The organism is Halomonas sp. BC04 (genome assembly GCF_000568385.1).
In genome coordinates, this window is the sequence record NZ_AZQX01000277.1 from 1 (window position 1) to 19,356 (window position 19,356).

General features: G+C 61.5%; 15 protein-coding genes, 1 tRNA gene and 1 pseudogene. 7 read left to right on the forward strand and 10 right to left on the reverse strand.

Annotated features, from left to right (window positions below; genetic code table 11):
• On the forward strand, window positions 1-1,200 hold a 1,200-nt coding region (locus tag Q427_RS18890; protein ID WP_043516647.1), incomplete at its 5' end, for an ExeM/NucH family extracellular endonuclease.
• A 514-nt stretch (window positions 1,201-1,714) separates the two neighbouring features.
• Entirely contained in the window at window positions 1,715-4,303 is a 2,589-nt protein-coding gene (locus tag Q427_RS18895) for an autotransporter family protein (RefSeq protein ID WP_081786093.1), read from the forward strand.
• 75 nt (window positions 4,304-4,378) lie between these two features.
• Here the strand turns inward: Q427_RS18895 and Q427_RS29195 are convergent, their stop codons facing one another.
• Together Q427_RS29195 and Q427_RS18910 are read right to left on the reverse strand one after the other, a co-directional pair.
• Window positions 4,379-4,906 carry an alpha/beta hydrolase gene (locus Q427_RS29195; RefSeq protein WP_051496524.1) on the reverse strand — a complete coding sequence of 176 codons (528 nt, stop codon included), beginning with the start codon at window positions 4,904-4,906 and terminating at the stop codon, window positions 4,379-4,381.
• Window positions 4,907-5,861: 955 nt separating this feature from the next.
• A tRNA-Ile gene (locus Q427_RS18910) sits at window positions 5,862-5,938 on the reverse strand.
• A 152-nt stretch (window positions 5,939-6,090) separates the two neighbouring features.
• On the opposite strand from Q427_RS18910, the gene Q427_RS18915 reads away from it, so the two are divergent.
• Window positions 6,091-6,705 carry a hypothetical protein gene (locus Q427_RS18915; protein ID WP_051496526.1) on the forward strand — a complete coding sequence of 205 codons (615 nt, stop codon included), beginning with the start codon at window positions 6,091-6,093 and terminating at the stop codon, window positions 6,703-6,705.
• Between the two features lie 138 nt (window positions 6,706-6,843).
• Here the strand turns inward: Q427_RS18915 and Q427_RS18920 are convergent, their stop codons facing one another.
• Complete coding sequence (locus Q427_RS18920) at window positions 6,844-7,287, reverse strand: DUF6789 family protein (protein ID WP_043516650.1); 444 nt, start codon at window positions 7,285-7,287, stop codon at window positions 6,844-6,846.
• 212 nt (window positions 7,288-7,499) lie between these two features.
• Complete coding sequence (locus Q427_RS18925; protein WP_043516651.1) at window positions 7,500-9,314, reverse strand: ABC transporter ATP-binding protein; 1,815 nt, start codon at window positions 9,312-9,314, stop codon at window positions 7,500-7,502.
• Window positions 9,315-9,464: 150 nt separating this feature from the next.
• Here Q427_RS18925 and Q427_RS18930 point away from each other — a divergent pair, with 150 nt between their 5' ends.
• The 4 genes from Q427_RS18930 (at window position 9,465) to Q427_RS18945 (ending at window position 14,484) form a co-directional block, all read left to right on the forward strand.
• The gene (locus Q427_RS18930; RefSeq protein ID WP_043516652.1) at window positions 9,465-10,340 is read left to right on the forward strand and encodes an AEC family transporter; all 876 of its coding nucleotides are present in this window, start codon (window positions 9,465-9,467) and stop codon (window positions 10,338-10,340) included.
• A gap of 83 nt (window positions 10,341-10,423) precedes the next feature.
• A complete protein-coding gene (locus tag Q427_RS18935) occupies window positions 10,424-11,569 on the forward strand; it encodes a PQQ-dependent sugar dehydrogenase (protein ID WP_043516653.1) in 1,146 nt (381 codons plus the stop codon).
• 63 nt (window positions 11,570-11,632) lie between these two features.
• Entirely contained in the window at window positions 11,633-13,096 is a 1,464-nt protein-coding gene (locus tag Q427_RS18940; RefSeq protein WP_043516654.1) for a sensor histidine kinase, read from the forward strand.
• The gene (locus Q427_RS18945; protein WP_081786096.1) at window positions 13,093-14,484 is read left to right on the forward strand and encodes a sigma-54-dependent transcriptional regulator; all 1,392 of its coding nucleotides are present in this window, start codon (window positions 13,093-13,095) and stop codon (window positions 14,482-14,484) included. The genes Q427_RS18940 and Q427_RS18945 overlap by 4 nt, the downstream gene beginning before the upstream one ends.
• 296 nt (window positions 14,485-14,780) lie before the next feature.
• On the opposite strand, the gene Q427_RS18950 is transcribed toward Q427_RS18945, so the two are convergent.
• The 6 genes and pseudogenes from Q427_RS18950 to Q427_RS18975 form a co-directional block, all read right to left on the reverse strand.
• Window positions 14,781-15,104, reverse strand: coding sequence for a hypothetical protein (locus tag Q427_RS18950; RefSeq protein ID WP_155833624.1), 324 nt, complete (start codon window positions 15,102-15,104; stop codon window positions 14,781-14,783).
• 567 nt (window positions 15,105-15,671) lie between these two features.
• Window positions 15,672-16,127, reverse strand: coding sequence for a hypothetical protein (locus Q427_RS18955; protein ID WP_043516657.1), 456 nt, complete (start codon window positions 16,125-16,127; stop codon window positions 15,672-15,674).
• A gap of 139 nt (window positions 16,128-16,266) precedes the next feature.
• A complete protein-coding gene (locus Q427_RS29200; protein ID WP_051496528.1) occupies window positions 16,267-16,662 on the reverse strand; it encodes a hypothetical protein in 396 nt (131 codons plus the stop codon).
• Between the two features lie 281 nt (window positions 16,663-16,943).
• Entirely contained in the window at window positions 16,944-17,795 is an 852-nt protein-coding gene (locus Q427_RS18965) for an ABC transporter permease (protein WP_043516658.1), read from the reverse strand.
• 4 nt (window positions 17,796-17,799) lie between these two features.
• A complete protein-coding gene (locus Q427_RS18970) occupies window positions 17,800-19,053 on the reverse strand; it encodes an ABC transporter permease (RefSeq protein ID WP_043516660.1) in 1,254 nt (417 codons plus the stop codon).
• A gap of 90 nt (window positions 19,054-19,143) precedes the next feature.
• Window positions 19,144-19,356: pseudogene (locus tag Q427_RS18975) on the reverse strand (ABC transporter substrate-binding protein); the annotation flags it as partial.

Sequence of the window (19,356 nt, forward strand, 5' to 3'; positions counted from 1 at the left end):
GCCCTGACCGTCACCGGCAACTACGAACTCGCCCGCTACGGCTCCCTGAGGGTGGCCGCCGAGCGCCTGTTCCGACCCACCAACACCCCCGGCGACACTCAACAGCGCGATGTTCTCATGCTGGACGACGGCAGCTACCGCGCCTTTCCCAGCCCCATTCCCTACCTGGATGCGAACGGCACCCGTCGAGTCGGCAGCACGATCAAGGGGCTGACTGGGGTGCTTGCCCACGCCTTCGACGCCTACCGGTTGCACCCGACCCTGGAACCGCGCTTCGAGGACGCCAACCCGCGCCCGGGGCCGCTGCCGGAGCCGGGTGAGCGGCTGCGGGTGGCGACCTTCAACGTCGAGAACTACTTCATCACCCTCGGCCAGCGGGGCGCCGCTGACGCCGAAGAGCTGGAACGCCAGCGGGCCAAGCTCGCCGCGGCGGTGGACGGCCTGCAGGCCGACATCCTTGCCCTGGTTGAGGTGGAGAACGACCCGCGTGCCCTGGCCGACCTGGTCGAGCAGCTGAGCGAACGAACCGGAGTTCGCTATCGCGCCGTCGGCGGGAGTGCCAACCGCGGCAGCGATGCCATCAAGCTCGCCCTGATCTACCGACCGGACCGGGTGGAGGCCGTCAGCGAACTCTATGCCGACAATAGCCCCACCCATCACCGGCCGCCGCTGGCGGCCTTCTTCCGTAGCCGGGACGGCGGCCCCGCCTTCGGCGTGGTGACCGCCCACTTCAAGTCCAAGACCGGCTGCCCGCCCCGGGGCGATATCGACCGCGGCCAGGGCTGCTGGAACCAGCGCCGGGTGGAACAGGCCCAGGCCATGAACGGCTTCCTCGACCGCCTCGCTGCCGCGGAGGGACACGAGCGCCTGCTGCTCACCGGCGACCTCAACGCCTACGGCGCCGAGGACCCGATCCGTACCCTGACCGACGCGGGCCTGGTCGACCTGATGGCCAGGGAGCTGCCGCCCGAGCACCGCTACAGCTATGTGTTCCGCGGCGAGTCGGGCTACCTGGACCATGCCATGGCCAGCCCCGAACTGGCCGCGGCAGCCGCCGAGGTCCGGCCGTGGCCCATCAATGCCGACGAGCCCGTATTCCTTGGCTACGACGGACCGGACAATGCGGCGCCCTACTTCCAGCCCGACCCCTTCCGCTCATCGGATCACGACCCCATCGCGGTGGACCTGGAGTGGCGTTAGAAGGTAGCAGCTTGAGGCTCGGCAATGGGGGACGCCTCTCATTCACGCCGTCCACTGGCCAGCTGGCCAGCACGCACTTGGACACTGGAAGAACCTGGAATTGGACGGAGCTGGGACAAGGATCAGGTCGAGGTCGCTCTTGTCATTGAGCAAGGCATGCCGATATGCACCACCCCCCACTGCATGAAGCAGCAGGAGCCGGGATGCTACACCGTGCCTATCAGCAAGCTGTGGGGGATGCGGCAACGGCAGTGAAGTCGGCCCCTCTTGTTGCTCGTGAGGCTGGCTTGGGCAACATCAGTTCTTCTTTGCCGTGCACCACAATGCCGACGGCATCTCACTAGCGCCAGAGACTGAGAACACCCTGGGGCGAAGTGATTGAGCGGCTTCGTTGCTCAAGTCGCGGCACCTCCACTACCAGCGATGAGAGAGCCGCCGTGGTGCTTTCTAGACTCAGCACGGAATTGCTCTCTAATTTCTAAAGTTTCTTTAGCTCCTGACGATATTCCCCTGGATGCAGCCATGCTGCATCCAAGGGAACTCATCGCAAGGAGATAACATGCAGTTACGCAGGACGCCGCTGGCCGCCGCCATATCACTGGTTGCACTTGCCGGTATAGCATACGCAGGGGATGACTATGACTACGTTTCATATTACGAGTACAGCGATCTGGATGGAAAATACCTGACCGTCGATAAGGCGGCTGGTAAACTCAGCGACCCACTGTTTTTGGTAGTTGGCGAGCAGTTAGGCTCGACCTATGATCGCCAGAACCCCGACGCTATCATCGCCAAGAACCGCATGGCGGTAGAAGTTCGCGGTGGCTTCTGGGATAAGGCGATTATCGTCAACACTGGAGAGATCAGCGCCACTGGCACGATCAACTACCCCCACCATGGGGACGAGGATGCCTTGGCGATTTCCATCGATGAGGCGCATGTAATCGGGATTTCCGCCTCGGATAGCGATGCAGGGAAACTCGATGGCGTGCCGGTCTTCGCCAGCGGCGAAAAGCGGGTGTTCCTTTACAATTCAGGCACTATCCGCGGCGATGAATTAGCCGTGCTGCTGATCAGTGACAGGATCGACAAAGACGACAACATTATCAGCGATGCTGCGATCGTAGAAGGCAGCCTGGTGAACCTGGGGCTGATCGAGTCGACGGGGGAAAACGGCGCGGCATATAGCTACGCCTTCGGCATGCTCAATACCGAACTGTATGGCAATATCATCAACGGCCTGGAGGCCGGGGCGGGTGAGGCTGTCTTTCGCGGGCTCGATGGCGCTATCTATATTACGGAAGGTTCAGTACTGCAAGGCGATATCGTCAATCGCGGCCTGATGGAGGGCCATGACGGCATCCGCATCGAGGACAGCCGTTTTGATGGCCGTATTTTCAACACCTCGGGTGGAGAAATTCGCACCAACAATGGCACAGCCATTTCCGTTGAAAACACTTCCGGCGATACCTTTATCGACCAGCGCGGGACTTTGCATGCTCAGCGCTACCTGGATAGCGCCGGCATCATGACCGAGCCTGGTCAGGCCATGTATCTGCAGGGCCAGAACGTTCACGCTCGTCTCTCCGGCGGCAGCGTGATCGGCGATATCGACCTCGACGGCGCTACCGTGACCCTGGCCGGTGGCGAGTATGAAGGCACTATCAGAAACCGCGGCGGCGTGTTTGTGGTCGAAGGCATTCATGCCATCGACGGCAGTTATGAGCAGGATGCCGATGCCACTCTGCGCTTCTCCAGTCAGGTCCTGAGCGGGCTGAGTGCCGAACGTATCACTCTGGCCAATGGCTCTACCCTGATATTCGGCAACGGCGAAGCTTATCGAGACGGCTCGCAGCTAGTTGCACTGGAAGCTGACGATCTCGACTTCGACTTGGATGCACTTAACCTTAAGACAGCCTCTGGCCTCTACCGCGTTAGCAAGGTGGAACTGAGCGACGATGGCAACCAGCTACTAGTCACCTATGCAGGGCTCGACGGTGAAGCGATTGCACGCCGGGCCATCGACACGACTAATGCCACTGGCGCGAAGGCACGCCAACTTGCGGGCCTAGGCAATGCCCTTAACCAAGTACTAGCCAACAGCACTAATGAAGCTGCCGTCCAGGCACTGATCGACGCCATCGGGGATGGCGAAAGGATCGACGAGCTGCTGCCTGACAGCAGCGGTGCCGTTGCCGGCGGCACCGCCTCTGCCAGCCAGAGCAGCAGCAACGCGGTTTCCGTGCGAGCCCGAGGCGTTGCTGCCGGGGACGCCCTGGCCAGCCAGGGTGTTTGGATCCAGGGCCTGTACGGCGAGATCGACCAGCGTGCCCAAGATGGAATAGAAGGTTTCGATAGTGACACCCGCGGTTTCGTGCTTGGCGGCGACATCGAATTACACAACGGCAGCGTTCTTGGTCTCGCCTGGTCGCGGACCAGTACCGATGTGGATGGCAAGAACGGCCTGGTCCGCAGTGAGATCGACTTTGACCAGCTCACTGCCTATGCGGGCCGTGCCTATGGAAACTGGCTGTTCGATGCTCAGCTGTCCTACGGCTGGGGCGATAACGACACCTCGCGACGCGTGCTGGGCAACACCGCTCGAGCCGACTTCGACAGCGAACAGTTCAGCGCCGTGGCCGCAGCCGCCTACGAATATCGACTGGATCGCGCGACGCGTTTGACGCCGCGTGTCTCCGCGACCTACGCCAACCTGGAACTGGACGCCTATGAGGAGCGTGGTGCTGGCTCACTCAACCTGCGCCAGGGCGAGCAGCGTATCGAGCGCTTTGAGATGGGCCTGGAAAGCGAGCTTGCGCACACGGTGCCGCTGGGCAATCTGATCGTCGAGCCCCGGTTTACCTTGGGCGCTTACCACGACGTCCAGGGTAAGGCACGCAGCAACACTACCGCCTTTACCTTCGCTCCGGAGGAGACCTTCATTGTGGAGGGGCCAAAGCCCGACAAGACTCGCTACAGCGCGGGCCTGGGCATCGACCTCTACAGCGAGGGTGGCTTCACCACCTCAGCAGACTATGCCTTCGGCTGGTCTAGCAGCATGAGCTCGCATGCCGGCAGTCTACGAGTTCGCTACGACTTCTAAGCGATTCAGTACGACGACGGGCGCCTACCATGGCGCCCGTCCTCGTTCTCTTTCCTTTCTTGCTTCCTGGCAGTCTCAGAGTCCCTTGCAACTCTCCCAGAAGGCCACGATACGTGGCCAGTCGAGTTGCCATGTCCCGCCGTGCTCCGCTCCCTCGAGCACTTGGTGTGTCTGACAGCGCCCCTCGCGCGCCTCAAGCATGCGCTCGGTCAGTTCGGGTGGCACAATGCGATCCGCATTACCGCTCAGACTCCATAGCGCTACCTCAGGCCTCTCTGCAGGTACATGCCGCGCCGCCGGTAGACGATGATACTGGGCAAACAGCGAATCGTTCAGATTGCCCGCTACCGATACCACGCCCTCAGCGTTCTCAAGGTGCGATACCAACTGCAGCGCCAGATGCGCGCCGCCGGAAAACCCCACAAGCCGAACCGGGTGGCCGCCAGCTATGGTCTCGATGACTTCCAGTAGCCATTGTCGTACCTGCTCGCCGTAGCGCTCATCCGTCCATATCGACGGTTGGCAGCTATCCGGCAACGATGCAAACCACTGGCAAGGCCGAGCGATATACGCCACCCGTGGAGAGGCATCCTCCACGGCCATCCAAAGTGCCACAGGGCTGCGTGGTGTCGGGTTCGGACTGGGGACGCCACCACGCAGCCAGGCAACCCCATCCCCTTCTAGGTAAAGGTGCCAGGGGGCTGCTTGAGCCCCGACAGGACTCTCTCTCGCCCAGGCCCTTAGTGGTCCCCTCTGCTCTACCGGCTCGAACCCAGACTGCGTCAAGACGCTCAGGGAGGCACGCTGGTGATCTTCTCTGGAGGTAGCACAGCCCAGTAGCAGAGCGCATAGAAGTAACCCGATGGATAAGTGGCACCAACGGGCCCTAGGTAATTCAGGATTCAAAAGCGGCTCCGTTTAAGCCGTACTATTTTTTGAAAGGGCAGAATATCCGCTCGGGTAGCTCGACCCGACCTTACAACATTGTGTTTGAGCTTGAGAGGCACAACGATATCTCCAGTCTCAGGCTGCGAGCTCAGATACTCAGGACGCAGGTTGCAGGTTGCAGGTTGCAGGTTGCAGGTTGCAAAGCATCTCAATGGTTTCGGGCTACAGTCCAGTCTGATGCACCAGCTCAGCGCGCTCAAAGATGCCGTTATCAACCAACAGGTGAGCACCGAGCATCATCAGCTTGGGCTGCTCAAACGAAAAAGCATCATCGCCTGGCTCGCCTTTCGTCCATTTGCGTGCCGGATGCCCCTTCCACAGCCTTAATTCAAGCTGGCCAGTAAGAAATGACTAATCACGGCAGCGTACAATCATTGAGGCTATCGAGGCTTTTCAGCGCGGTATAAGTGAAAGCAGGTTAACGAGCGTCGTCAATACTATCTCTTGGGCGAAGCTTTCCAGGCGGCATAAAGAAGGCACCGGCAAAGCGCTGTGCCTGAGGTTCCAGAGGATCGTAAGCGTGGTGGCAAAGTTACCTCGGATCAGCAACCAAACCGCAGCCACTCATTGATAGAAGGTGAGCCTTGGTCACGTAACCACTTGATTCTATTGGTGGGCCCAGCTGGACTCGAACCAGCGACCAAGGGATTATGAGTCCCCTGCTCTAACCAACTGAGCTATAGGCCCGTGCTTGCGCCGCCGTATGATAGCGAAAGCGGGTGGACGAGGCCAGAGGCAAGCTCCCTGTTTATTCCTTCTTTTCCGTGCCCGAACAGGGCACTTCCGTCCGGTTCCCGTGTCTCGATGGGTGGGCATATCGCCCATGGAGAGAGACGCTGATGAAACGATGCCATCGCCTGGGTACGAAGTGGGGTCAAGCGGTTGGGCTGGCATCCGCCCTGGCCCTGCTGTTGTCGGTGTCGCCGATGCTGGCAGCGTGGGAGCTGGACCCGGCGCAGTCCCGCGTGTCGGCGACGATCGTGCAGATCGGCCCCGATGGCCCGGTGCCCCGCCATCATGAGGTACGTCGCCTGGCCGGCAGTGCGAATGCCAACGGCGAGCTGCAGTTGCCGCTTCGCTTGAACCAGAGCGACGTGGTAGAACGGCTGGGGCCGCTGCCGCCCTGGCTCTCCGGCCTGACCGAGCGTCCCATGGCGACGCTGACCACCCGCTTCCCGCCCGAGCGGCTGAATGCGCTGGCGGTGGGTGAATCGCTGGTGGAAACCCTGCAGCTTTCGGTTCAGACGGCCCAGGCGACACGCCAGGAGCCGCTGGAGGTTCGTTTCACCCGAGTCACCGCCGACCAGATACGCATCACCAACGCCGAGCGCGTCGCGCTGGACGGCCAAGCGCTGATGGCGGACCCCACGCTGCGCTCGGTCATGCTGTTGCTCGGCTACGAGCAGATCGGTGACGAGGTCCCGGTAAGCTTGGATGCCCTGTTGGTCCGGTGATGCGCTCCGCCACGACCTCCTGGTCCGCCCATACAGGGGCCTGCCAAGGGCGCTCCCTTGGCCACGCCTTCTGCTGGGCTGCCTCGCCCCCTCGCCATCCTGGCCGATGTGCAAGGGGGTAGCCGGGAAGCGCCTCTCCTAGAGGCGCCGCAACCAGCCGTAGGTGCCACCCAGCACCAGCCCGAACACGATATGCCCCAACAGGGTGGATATGGGCGCTATCACCCCGAATCCCATGCCGAACATGCCCGAGCCGGCCAGGGGAAACACCGTGATCATCACCACCAGCCAGGCGCCCAGGCCGAACACCAGCCCACGGCGAGCGTCGCTGCTGCCGGGCAGGTGCGGGGCCAACAGGGCGAACAGGATGCCCCAGATCAGGGTGCCCACCACGAAGTGGATAATCCATCCCACGACGATGCTGTTCGGCGTACCCAGCACGCTCTGGGCTGTCAGGTTCATGATCTCGACAATGTTGTACCAGGGCATGAGCCCGGCCGACAGGCGCAGGATCATGAACATGGAGATGACCAATGTCGCCACCAGCCCTGCGACTATCCCTCTGCCTAGACGAACGATCATGACGCACCTCAATGGCAGGAAATTTCCTTCCAGTATAGGTGAAATGACTGCGCCGACCGCCAGGGCCATCGCTCTTGCTGAGTATCGCATGGTCGAACCGGAGGGTGCGCGCATCGCTTGGCCAAGGTGGCTTCCAGAAGCGTACCGGGCGGCAAGTAGCCAGCTCGGAAGGACGAGCTGATAGCCCTACAGCCGACAACGACCTGTGCCCGTCACGCACTCGGCAGCGCGCCCAGGGCGGCATCGGCGCTCAGCGCGCCGGTCTGGACCTTCCACTGGGCCGCGTAGCGGCCGCCATGCTCGATCAACGCCTGGTGGGTGCCCTTCTCGACCACCCTGCCGGCGTCGATCACCACGATTTCGTCGGCATGGACGATGGTGGAGAGCCGGTGGGCGATCATGATCACCGTGCGGCCATGGCCGATCTTGAGTAGCGAGCGCTGGATGGCCGCCTCGGTTTCGTTGTCCACGGCGCTGGTGGCTTCGTCAAGCACCAGGATGGGCGGGTCCTTGAGCAGCGCGCGAGCCAGCGACAGGCGCTGTCGCTGGCCGCCGGAGAGGCGAATGCCACGCTCCCCCACCGCGGTATCCAGCCCTTGGGGGAGCGCCTCGATGAACTCCCAGGCCTCGGCGGTGCGGGCCGCCTCGATCACCTCCGCCTCTTCGGCCTCGGGCTTGCCATAGGCGATGTTGTCGCGGATCGAGCCCTCGAAGAGGTAGACGTCCTGGCTGACCAGGCCGATGGCTTGGCGCAGCGAGTGGAGGCTGACCTCGCCGATCGGCTGGCCGTCGATACAGACCCGGCCGGCCTCGGGATCGTAGAAACGCAGCAGCAGCTTGATCAGGGTCGACTTGCCGGAACCCGTGGCACCGACCAGGGCCAGGGTATTCCCGGCGGGTACCCGGAGGCTGACGCCATCCACGCCCACCCCGCTCGACGCATAGTGAAAGCTCACCGACTCGAAGCTCACCTCGCCACGCACCGGTGCCGACAAGGGCTTGTCGCCGTTGTCCTTCACGGTGATGGGCACCGCCAGCAGGTCGAGAATGCGGCGGGTGCTGGCCATGGCGCGCTCGAACAGGTCGATGACTTCGGCCAGGCCGGTCAGCGGCCAGAGCAGGCGCTGGGTGAGGAACACCAGCACACCGTAGGCGCCGACGTTGAGGTCGCCTCGCAGTGCCATCATGCCACCCACGGTAAAGGTGGCCAGGAAGCCGGCCAGGATCGCCATGCGGATCACCGGTATGAACGCCGAGCTGACACGAATGGCGCGGCGATTGGCTTCCACATAGGCCTCGCTGGTGGCACGCAGCCGCGCCGCCTCGCGCGCCTCGCTGGTGAAGCTCTTGATGGTGGCGATGCCAGCGAGGTTGTTGGAGAGTCGGCTGGACAGGTCACCGACCTTCTCGCGCACGTCGGCATAGAGCGGCCCGGCCTTGCGCTGGAAGAAGAAGGCGCCCCAGATGATCATCGGGATGGGCGTGAAGGCCAGCAGGGCGATCAATGGCGAGATGACGAAGAACACCGCCCCCACTGCCACCACGGTGACGCCCACCTGGATCAGCGAGTTGGCGCCGCCGTCGAGGAAGCGCTCCAGCTGGTTGACGTCGTCGTTCATGGTCGCCACCAACTGGCCGGAGCTTCTCGACTCGAAGAAGGCCATGTCGAGCCGCTGGGCGTGCTCGTAGGTATCCAGGCGCATGTCGGCCTGCAGCCGCTGGGCCAGGTTGCGCCACAGGATCTTGTAGAGATACTCGAAGATCGACTCGCCGGCCCAGATGAAGAAGGTGAGCACGGCCAGCATCAGGATCTGCTCCTGGGGCGTGGTGAAACCGAGCCGGGCGACGAAGCTGCGTTCCTGGTTGACCACCACGTCGATGGCCACCCCGATGAGGATCTCGGGGGCGATATCGAAAATCTTGTTGATGATCGAGCAGGTCGTGGCGGCGATGATGCGGCGACGATAGCCCCGCGCATAGCGTAGCAGGCGCACCAAGGCCTGGAAGCTGTTGGCAGAAGACGACATGAATAACCATCCGACATTGAGGATGGCAAGAGTGTAGCGCGTTTAGCGGCCTAACGGTTTGCGTGGCACGCCCCGAGCCACGACAATAGCCCTGTGGCAATAGCCCTTTGACACTAACCCTTTCGCGAACCGCCACCCACAGGACACTGCATGGTCGCCGAACTCTTTGCCGTCATGGCCCCCGTACTGGCCGGTGCAGGGCTCGGCTTCGCCTGGATTCGCCTGGGCTATCCCTACCCCGTGGAGTTCGTTACGCGACTGGTCTTCAATATCGGTACCCCTGCCCTGGTACTGGCCTCGCTTTCCGGGGCGGAGATCGATGCCGGCAGCTTCGGGCTCACCATGCTGGCCACGGCGCTGGTCATGCTCAGCATGGCAGCGGCAACGCTGCCGATGGCTCGCGTGCTGGGCCGGGACTGGCGGGTCCTGCTCGCACCGATGATGTATCCCAATACCGGCAACATGGGCCTTCCGGTAGTGCTCTATGCCTTCGGCATCGCCGGCTTTGCCTTCGGCATCACCATAATGGTCACGGTCTCGCTGTTCCAGTTCACCCTGGGGGCCGTCATGGCCAGTCGAGGCAATCCGCTGCTGACACTGGCGAAGACCCCCACCGTATACGCTATCCTGATAGCACTGGCACTGCTGCTGACCGACACAGACTTGCCGCTGTGGCTGGATAACAGCGTGGATTTGATTTCGGGCTTCACGGTGCCGCTGATGCTGATCACCCTGGGAGTATCCCTGGCCAGCATCCAGGTGAAGAACCTGCAGTCGGGCATCGGCTTCAGCCTGTTGCGTATCCCCGTGGCCGCCCTGCTCGCCTGGGGCATAGGCTATCTATTGAGCCTGCCGCCGCTGGCCCACAGCATCCTGGTGCTGCAGATGAGCATGCCGGTGGCGGTCTTCAACTACCTTTTCGCCCAGCGTGCCGGGCGAGAACCGGCATATGTGGCAAGCCTGGTGTTCTGTTCCACCCTGCTGTCACTGCTCTATCTGCCGATACTGCTGGCCATCCTGATGTAATCAGGTCCCAAGGGTGATCGGAACACCCTGACCGCACAGGGGTCACTATCCTGTTAGCGGAACAGCCATCAAGGGAGGACGGGATGCACAAGCCATGCAATCCACTGGCAGCGACGCTGCTGCTGGGCACGATGCTGGGCATCGGCTCGGCCCAGGCCGCCGACGTCATCGATGAACGCATCGCCACCGACTATCTGGACCTGCGCCTGGAGCGCCTCGCTTCCGGCCTCGAAAACCCATGGGCCCTGGCCATGCTGCCCGATGGACGTTTTCTGGTCAGCGAAAGGCCAGGCCACCTGACGCTGGTCGAGGCAGACGGCTCCACCACCCGCCTGGATGGCGTGCCCGAAGTCCATTCCCGAGGCCAGGGCGGCCTGCTGGATCTTGCCCTGCATCCATCCTGGGGGGATGGTGAGCACGATTGGGTCTATTTCACCTGGAGCAAGCCCGGCAACGGCAACACCGCCACGGCCCTGAGCCGCGCCAGGCTGGAAGGCGAAAGCCTGGTCGAGGTCGAGGAGCTGTTCGTGCAGGACCGTTACTCCGGCCCGGGCCGCCACTACGGTTCGCGACTCGCCTGGCTGCCCGATGGCACCCTGTTGATGAGCATCGGTGACCGCGGCTCCAACCCGGAGCGAGCCCAGGACAAGAGCGACCACGCCGGCAGCGTGTTGCGCCTGACCGATACCGGAGGGGTGCCCGATGACAACCCTTTCGTCGATGACCCCGAGATCCTCGATGAGATCTATACCGCAGGCAACCGCAACATCCAGGGCATGATCGTGACCGCCGACGGTGACATCTGGGCCAGTGAGCATGGGCCAAGGGGTGGCGATGAAATCAATTTCATCGAAGCCGGCGAGAACTACGGCTGGCCGGAAGTGAGCCAGGGGCGCGACTACGGCACCGGTGAGCCCATCGGCGCGGACTCCCTGCCCGGCATGCGCGATCCGGCCCATGTCTTCGAGTTCACCCTGGCGCCATCCGGCCTGGCCCATGTCACCGCCGACACCTTCCCCGACTGGCAGGGCGACCTGCTCGCCGGCGGCCTGCGCAGTGAACGACTGCTACGGCTGACACTGGATGGAAGCGATGTCGTCACAAGCGAAACCATCCTCGACGGCCATATCGGCCGTATCCGCGATGTGCGCCAGGGCGATGACGGTGCCCTTTATCTTCTCAACGACGATCCGCAGGGCAGCCTATACCGGCTGGTTCCAGCCGATTGAATCCGAGACAGGCGCCGGCGGATTGCCGGCGCCTGCCATTCCGATTGCTGCTCGTGAGCCGCCATGCGCCTACGCAACCTGATTATCCTGACGGTCATCGCCCCCCTCTTCCTGGTGCTGCTCGTATTCAGCCTGGTGGCCATCAAGTCGCTGGAAGACAACGTTCGCTCCCGCCTGGAACGGGAAGTCCAGGTGATTACCCATGTCATCGGCACCACCCTGAGTCATGCCCTGGCCCGGGATTCCACGGAGCCGCTGGAGGAGTCGCTCTATTCGGCCTTCTCCTTTCATCGCATCTATGGCGCCTATGTCTTCGATACCAACGGCCAGGAGATCTATGGCCTGGGACTGGGCCAGGCACTGTTCAGTGCCGATGCCATTCGCGACGTGGCGGAGAACGGCGAAATGCGCGCCGCCTACCGGGAGCATGACGGCTGGCACTATTACTCGGCGCTGAAGCCGCTGACGTCAGCCACAGGCGAGATACGCGGCGTCTTGCAGGTCAACCGCCTCAATACCGGCATCGAGAACTACACCGGCTTCCTCAGCCAGCTGGCACTGATCGCCTTCGTGATCGGTGCCGGCGGCATCGTACTGGGTATCTGGTGGGGGTTTCGCCGGCATATCGAACGCCCGCTGGAGCGACTGCTGGCGGTCATGCAGCGTGTAGAGGAGGGTGATCGCAGCCAGCGCGCCGTGGCCGACGGCCCCCAGGAGTACGCCCGCCTGGCCGTTGGCCTGAACGGGATGCTGGATGCCATGGCCGAGAAGGACGCCGATATCGAGACGCGCCGACGCAAGGAGATCGAGCTGGAGAAACGCCTGCGCAAGTCCAAGAAACTGGCTGAGCTCGGCGTGCTGGCTGCGGGGGTCGCCCATGAGATCGGCGCCCCGCTCACGGTCATCAACGGTCAGGCCCAGCGCCTGGCGCGCCGGGACCGGATAGGCGATGACGAACGGGCCAAGCTGGGGCGCATCCGTAGCGAGGTTGAGCGCATCGTCGAGATCGTGCGTCAGTTGATGGAGCTCGGCCGACGCCACAATGTCGAGAAGGAGTCTCTCGATCTCGACAGCCTGGTCGGCGCCACCCGGGAGCTGGTGGAAGACGACCTCGACCGGAATGCCATCCAGCTGGAAACGGACTTGCCGGATCCTTCCCCCCAGTTTCTGGCCAACGGCCAGCAGCTGATCCAGGTACTCACGAATCTCTTACGCAATGCCGCCCAGGCCGAGGGGGTCCAACGGGTTCGCCTCAGTGCCCGGCAGGAGAACGATTGGCTGACCCTCTGGGTGGAAGATGATGGAGCAGGGATTACCCGGGCCAACCAGTCGAAGGTCTTCGACCCCTTCTTTACCACCAAGCCCGTGGGACAAGGCAGCGGCCTGGGGCTTTCCATGGTGCATCGGATCATCAATGACCACGGCGGTACTGTCGGCGTCTTCGACAGCGACATGGGAGGAGCCGGCTTCGAGGTCGGCCTGCCCCTTAGCCAGACGGATTCCATCGAAGGAGGAACTGCCACGTGACAGGGAACATCACACCCAACGGCTTGCCGATCCTGATCGTCGAGGACGACGCAGCCATTCTGGAACTGCTGGAAGAGGAGCTTCAGGAAGCCGGATACCAGACGCTCGGCGTGGCCAGTGCCGAAGAGGCACTGGCCAGCATGAGCCACAGCGATGTGGCACTGGTCATCAGCGATGTCCGCCTGCCTGGCATCAGCGGCATGGATCTGCTCGAGCAGCTACGCGGCCAGGGGAGCCAATTGGGGTTCATCGTGATCACCGCCTTCGGCACCATCGACCAGGCCGTGGAAGCACTGAAGATCGGAGCCGACGATTTCCTGACCAAGCCGCTGGACCTCGAAAGCGTTCGCGAGGCGGTCTATCGCGTGCTGGAAAATCACCGCCTGGCCGAACGCTTTCAGCAGGAGCATCCTACCGGCCACTTTCACGGCATCGTCGGCGAGAGCGAGACGATGCAATCCCTCTTCCATGATGCCGCTCGGCTCGCCAAGAGCGACGCACCTATCCTGGTGCAGGGCGAGAGCGGCACCGGCAAGGAGCTGCTCGCCCGCGCCATCCACGCCGAGAGCCCTCGCGCCGAAGGCCCCTTCATTGCGATCAACTGTGCCAGCATCCCCTCCGAGCTGATGGAGAGCGAGTTCTTCGGCCATACAAAGGGAGCCTTTACCGGTGCCAGCGACTCCCGCCAGGGTCTATTCCAGGCGGCCAACGGCGGCAGTCTCTTTCTCGATGAGATCGGGGAAATGTCCATCGGGCTCCAGGCCAAGCTGCTGCGAGCGCTGCAGGAAAGGACTGTCAAGGCCGTGGGGGCCGAGAAGGAGGAGTCGGTGGACGTGCGTATCATCGCTGCGACCCATCGAGAGCTGGAACAGGAGATCGAGAGTGGCAATTTTCGCAGCGACCTCTTCTATCGCCTGGAGACATTCTCGCTGCGAATCCCCCCTTTGCGAGAGCGCAATGGCGACATAGAACGACTGGTCTCTGCCTTGATCGAGAAGCATGCCACCACCCAGGGCAAGCAGATCGAGAGCGTCGAGCCCTCGGCCCTGCAAGCGCTCCTCGAGTATTCCTATCCGGGCAATGTGCGCGAGCTGGAAAATGCCGTCATGCGAGCCGTGACGCTGGCTGAAGGCGGCCTGATGAGCCATGCCGACCTGCCCGAACGCATCCGTCAACATGGTCCGGAACAGCGCAGCAATGCACGCCATATCGAGGCAGGTAACGCCGTGATAGCGGCCGAGAAGCAGCAGCACTGGCCCAGCCTGGAAGAGGTAGAGAAGCGCTATATCCAGAAAGTGCTGGAAGCGACCGGCGGCAACAAGCGTCGCACCGCTGATATTCTGGGTATCGCCAGGCGGACTCTCTATCGTCGACTGGACGAAGAGTGATCAAAGATGGTGCCGGCCAGGCAGAATATTATCCCGCCAGGAGAAAAAAGCCCCCTAGGAGGTTGGGGGCAAAAATGTGCCATGCAATCCGACTGACGGTGCAAGGGGGGGGCGGGCCGTCAGTGGACTCTGCACCTAAATTGGTTGTTCCGTATTCGCCATCCTTGGCAGGCTCCAGTGCCAAGCACCGGAGCCATGAAGCAAGGACTTAATCGTCTTCGTCTTCCCTATCATCGTCTACTGCAGGATGGTCACCGGGAAAGCAACCCCGGTGCAGCATCGGATTGGTGTGCCGTTTAGGTGTCGGCGCTTGGAGACGGCACCTCAGTGCCCGGCACATCCTCGGTTTCAACACCACGCTCATCCCTTTCTTCTCTTTCCACTGTTCCCGGAGTGACTTCAGGCTCAGCACCCGGGAAGGCCTCTTCGGTTGGCACCTCAGGGCCCGGCACGTCCTCGGCTTCAGCGCCACGCTCAAGCTCATCAGGGTCGGCCCAGGTCTCTCGCTCATCCAATGGAACATCTGCATCTGGCGCTTCAGACGGGAACATTTCCTGTGTTGGTGCATCCGGGCTAGGCAGGTCCTCTACTTCTTGACCAGGTGCTTCTGCATGGTCCACGCATGCGCCAGAGCGAAGGGGCTGGCAGTCAAACCGATCGCAACACCAAATATGCCGACTCTCTTGAGGAATTCCTTGGACATCATAGTTCCACCTCCAAGTAGTCGTCTTGCGATGGACGGAAGCGATGATGATGAGGAACTCTCACCCTCTACGCTTGCTCAACCGCTCTCTGCTGGCCTTCGCAAGCGCTTGAGATCATCACCACTGCCCAAGAGACATCGAATGACCAAGAACGTTCGTTCTCGTTATCCATGTCATGACAACCTCCATGAACAGTTCTTCCTCTGATTGGACGCCCTCGTATCATCCTGCAAACCCGGGCCAGGCTTTCCAGTAAAATGCAATGAACCAAAAAAAGCCCCCTGGGAGGTTGGGGGCAAAATGCGCCATGCAATCCGACTGACGGTGCAAGGGGGGTGGCGGGCCGTCAGTGGACTCTGCGCTTGAAACATGGCCGTTTAGACATGGTCGTTGAAACATAGTCATTGAGGCATAGTCGGTTGCATGTTCGCCATTCTTGGCCGGCTCCGGTGCCAAGCACCGGAGCCAACACGCGACGACGTATTAGTAGGTGTCGTCCTGCGCATCCGGTTCATCGCCCGGGAACGCCTCTTCACTGGGCACTTCAGTACCCGGAACGTCCTCGGCCTCTGCGCCACGCTCCAGTTCATCGGGCTCTGCCCAGTCGTCACGCTCCTCCAGCGGAGCACCGGTATCGGGGTCGGTATTCACACCCTCGGCACCCGGGGCATCAGGGGCAGGTACATCTTCAACTGCCTGACCCGGCTGTGCCTCGCTGGGATCCTCCCAATCCTCGCGCTCATCCAACGGAACATCGGGATCAGCCGCCTCAGATGGAAAGACCTCTTCTGTCGGTGTCTCCGGGCTGGGTACGTCCTCTACCTCTTGCCCAGGTGCTTCTTCGTGATCGACGGCGTGAGCCAAGGCAAACGGGCTTGCAGTCAGGCCAATTGCCACGCCGAATACACCAATTCTCTTGAGGAATTCCTTGGACATCATAGTTCCACCTCCTAGAGTGTCGTCTTGCGACGAAGTGTCGAGGGGCTTCCACCCTCCGTGCCTGCCGTGCTGAAAGTGAGAATACCTGGCAAGCACTTGAGTTCGTGATTAATCAAAAATTCGTATCAGAATCTATTGATTAACGCTCGATCTCATCATCGTCGTCCATGTCATCGTCCATGAACTCGTCTTCATCATCGGGCGCCATCGTGTCCTGCGCCCCATTCGGCACCGGCTCCTGTTCCGCTTCCGGAAATGCCTCCTCGTCTTCCGGCATCGGTTCAGCGGCGCCCATCGGATCTTCCCCACCATCACCCGCGGCTGTATCCGTCTGGTCAATGCCTGGATCATCAGTGGGATCCTGCATGGGAGAGCCTTGCTGTTCTGTAGCGGGCGGCTCCTGGTCCACCGGCGGCATATCATCATCGTTACCGCAACCCGCCAGGGTCAGCGTACCCAATGACAGCGCTATGGCTGAGGCTAACGCTGTCAAGCGTCCGGCAGAGGCCAAGCGAAATTGCTTATCGTGGCTCATGTAAAACCCTCCCTGTTGATCCGTCGTCACCCTGACTCAAGCACAGGGCATGCCATGCAACGAATTTACAAGCAAAAATGCTAAATATCATATAGTTACAGAAATTCGCAGCAGAAGAGTCCAACCATGAAGCCCCAATAAAGCTGGCTAAATGTGACACATGGGCCAGATGTCCACGCCAAGCCCGGCCTGTTAGAAGGCGGGTGCGCTCGGAAATGAAATTGGGAGGCATCTCTCGATGCCTCCCAATGTCGGGAACCCGTTTAGACCCGGTGGTGCTCCTAACCCGGCGTGAGCCCCCGCATGCGCTCACCACGACGACGCAGCAGCTCCAGGGTGGTCAGCATCAGCATCGACAGCAGCACCAGCATGGTGGCTACTGCCAGGATCGTGGGGCTGATCTGCTCGCGAATGCCCGACCACATCTGGATGGGCATGGTTCGCTGCTCCGGTCCGGCGATGAAGAGCACCACCACCACTTCATCGAAGGAGGTAATGAAGGCGAACAGCGCACCCGACACCACCCCTGGCGTCACCAGGGGCAAAACGACCTTGAAGAAGGTCCGGGTCGGGTTGGCGCCCAGGCTGTGGGCGGCGCGGATCAGGGTGGTATCGAAGCTGGAGAGCGTTGCCGTGACGGTAATCACCACGAAGGGAATCCCCAGCGCCGTGTGAGCAAGGATAACCCCCAGGTAAGTCTGGGCCAGGTTCACCTTGGAAAAGAAGAAGAACATGGCCGCCGCGGAAATGATCAGCGGCACGATCATCGGCGAAATGAGCAGTGCCATGATCACTCCCCGGGCCGGCATGTTGCGGCTCGACAGCCCCAGCGCCGCAATGGTTCCCAGCACGGTCGCCAGGATCGTCGAGGCGATGCCGATGATGAAGCTGTTCTTGATCGCATTGAGCCAGGCACTCGATGTGAAGAAGTCCTGGTACCAGCGCAGCGAAAAGCCCTCCGGATCCAGGCTCAGCATCTTTTCCGAGAAGGTAAAGTAGGGCTGGGCGTTGAAGGAGAGTGGAATGATGATCAGCAGCGGCCCCACCAGGAACAGGAAGACCAAGGCACAAATGCCAAGAAAGACATAGTGCCAGATGCGCTCGCCACGGGTGGCATAGGAAGGTATGGCCATCAGATTACCCCAGCTTGACCTTGTCGACGCCGATCAGGCGATTGAAGATGAGATAGAAGATGATCACCACGAACAACAGGATTGAGGCGATCGCTGCGGCCAGGCCCCAGTTGAGTGAGGTCTGCATGTGGAAGGCGATATAATTGGTGATGAATCGACCCGACTGCCCGCCTACCAGTGCCGGTGTGATGTAGTAGCCGATGGAGAGGATGAAAACCAGAATGCCCCCTGCCGCGATGCCGGGAATGGTCAATGGAAAGTAGACCCGCCGGAAGCAGAGGAAGGGACGCCCTCCCAGCGATCGCGCCGCCCGCATGTAGCTGGGGGGTATGGTCTTCATGACCGAATAGAGCGGCAGAATCATGAACGGCAGCAGGATATGGGTCATGGCGACGATGGTGCCGGTCTTGTTATGAATCATCTGCCATCGGGCCTCATCGGCGATGACGCCTATCGCCACCATGACATCGTTGAGCACGCCCTGGGACTGCAGAATCGCGATCCAGGTAGTGGTACGCACCAGCAACGACGTCCAGAACGGCAGCAGCACCAGTATCATCAGCAGATTTGAATGGCGCAGCGACAGGTTGGCGAGCAGGAATGCAACGGGATAGCCCAGCAGCAGGGTCAGGCCGGTGATCACGGCGCTCATCCAGAAGGTACGCCAGAACAGGTTGACATGAATGCGCTGATTTTCCGGAGCGCGGATCATCTCGCCATCCGGCGTGAGCTGGCGGTCCAGCGCCGTCAGATAGTAGGTCATTGTCAGCGGCGTCGCTTCACGCTCGATCAGCTTCCAGGTATCCACTTCACCCCAGCGGGCATTGGCCTCGATCATGGCCTCCTTGTAGGGAGGGTCCATGGTACGCAGGTTTCGCGCCGTCCTGGTGATGGCAGAGCGCATGCCCGACTGCTCGTAGTTTAGCCGGCTCGATAGCAACCCCAGGTTGCGCGCCTCCTGCCCTTCCAGCAGATCCTCGGCCAGGGCAGCATAGACGGACTCATCGGGCAAGGACTGGCGATCCCAGCCCTCCAGCGCTTCGACGGTGCGCGTCAGGTGGGTCGATACCTCGGGGTTGTCCACGCTGCGCCACAACATGTCGAAGATCGGCATGACGAAGGCGATGATCAGGAACAGCAGCAGAGGCGATACCAGCAGTAGCGCCTTGAGCTTCGACCGGCGAACGGCACGCCGCAGACTGACCTTGAGCGGCACCCCATCGGCGGTCGTCAAGGGGGAAGCGGGAGATTCAGACACGCAGGCCTCTCCGGTAAGCGACAGGACAATTCAGGAAACATCGAAAGAAATGAAGCCGCCAACCGAATGGGATCGGGTGGCGGCCTGGTCTTACTGGGCCAGCCAGGCGTCGAAACGCTGGTTCAGTTCATCGCTGTAGTCCGCCCAGAATTCGTCATCCTTCTGAAGAGCTGTGGCGAAGTTAGGCGGATAGGTCGGCATGTGCGGCATCATGTCGATACCGGCTTCGGCATGGGTCGAGACCATGTCGGAAGAAGACAGGCGTGCCGGACCATAGGAGATGTAGCGTGCCTGATCGGCAAG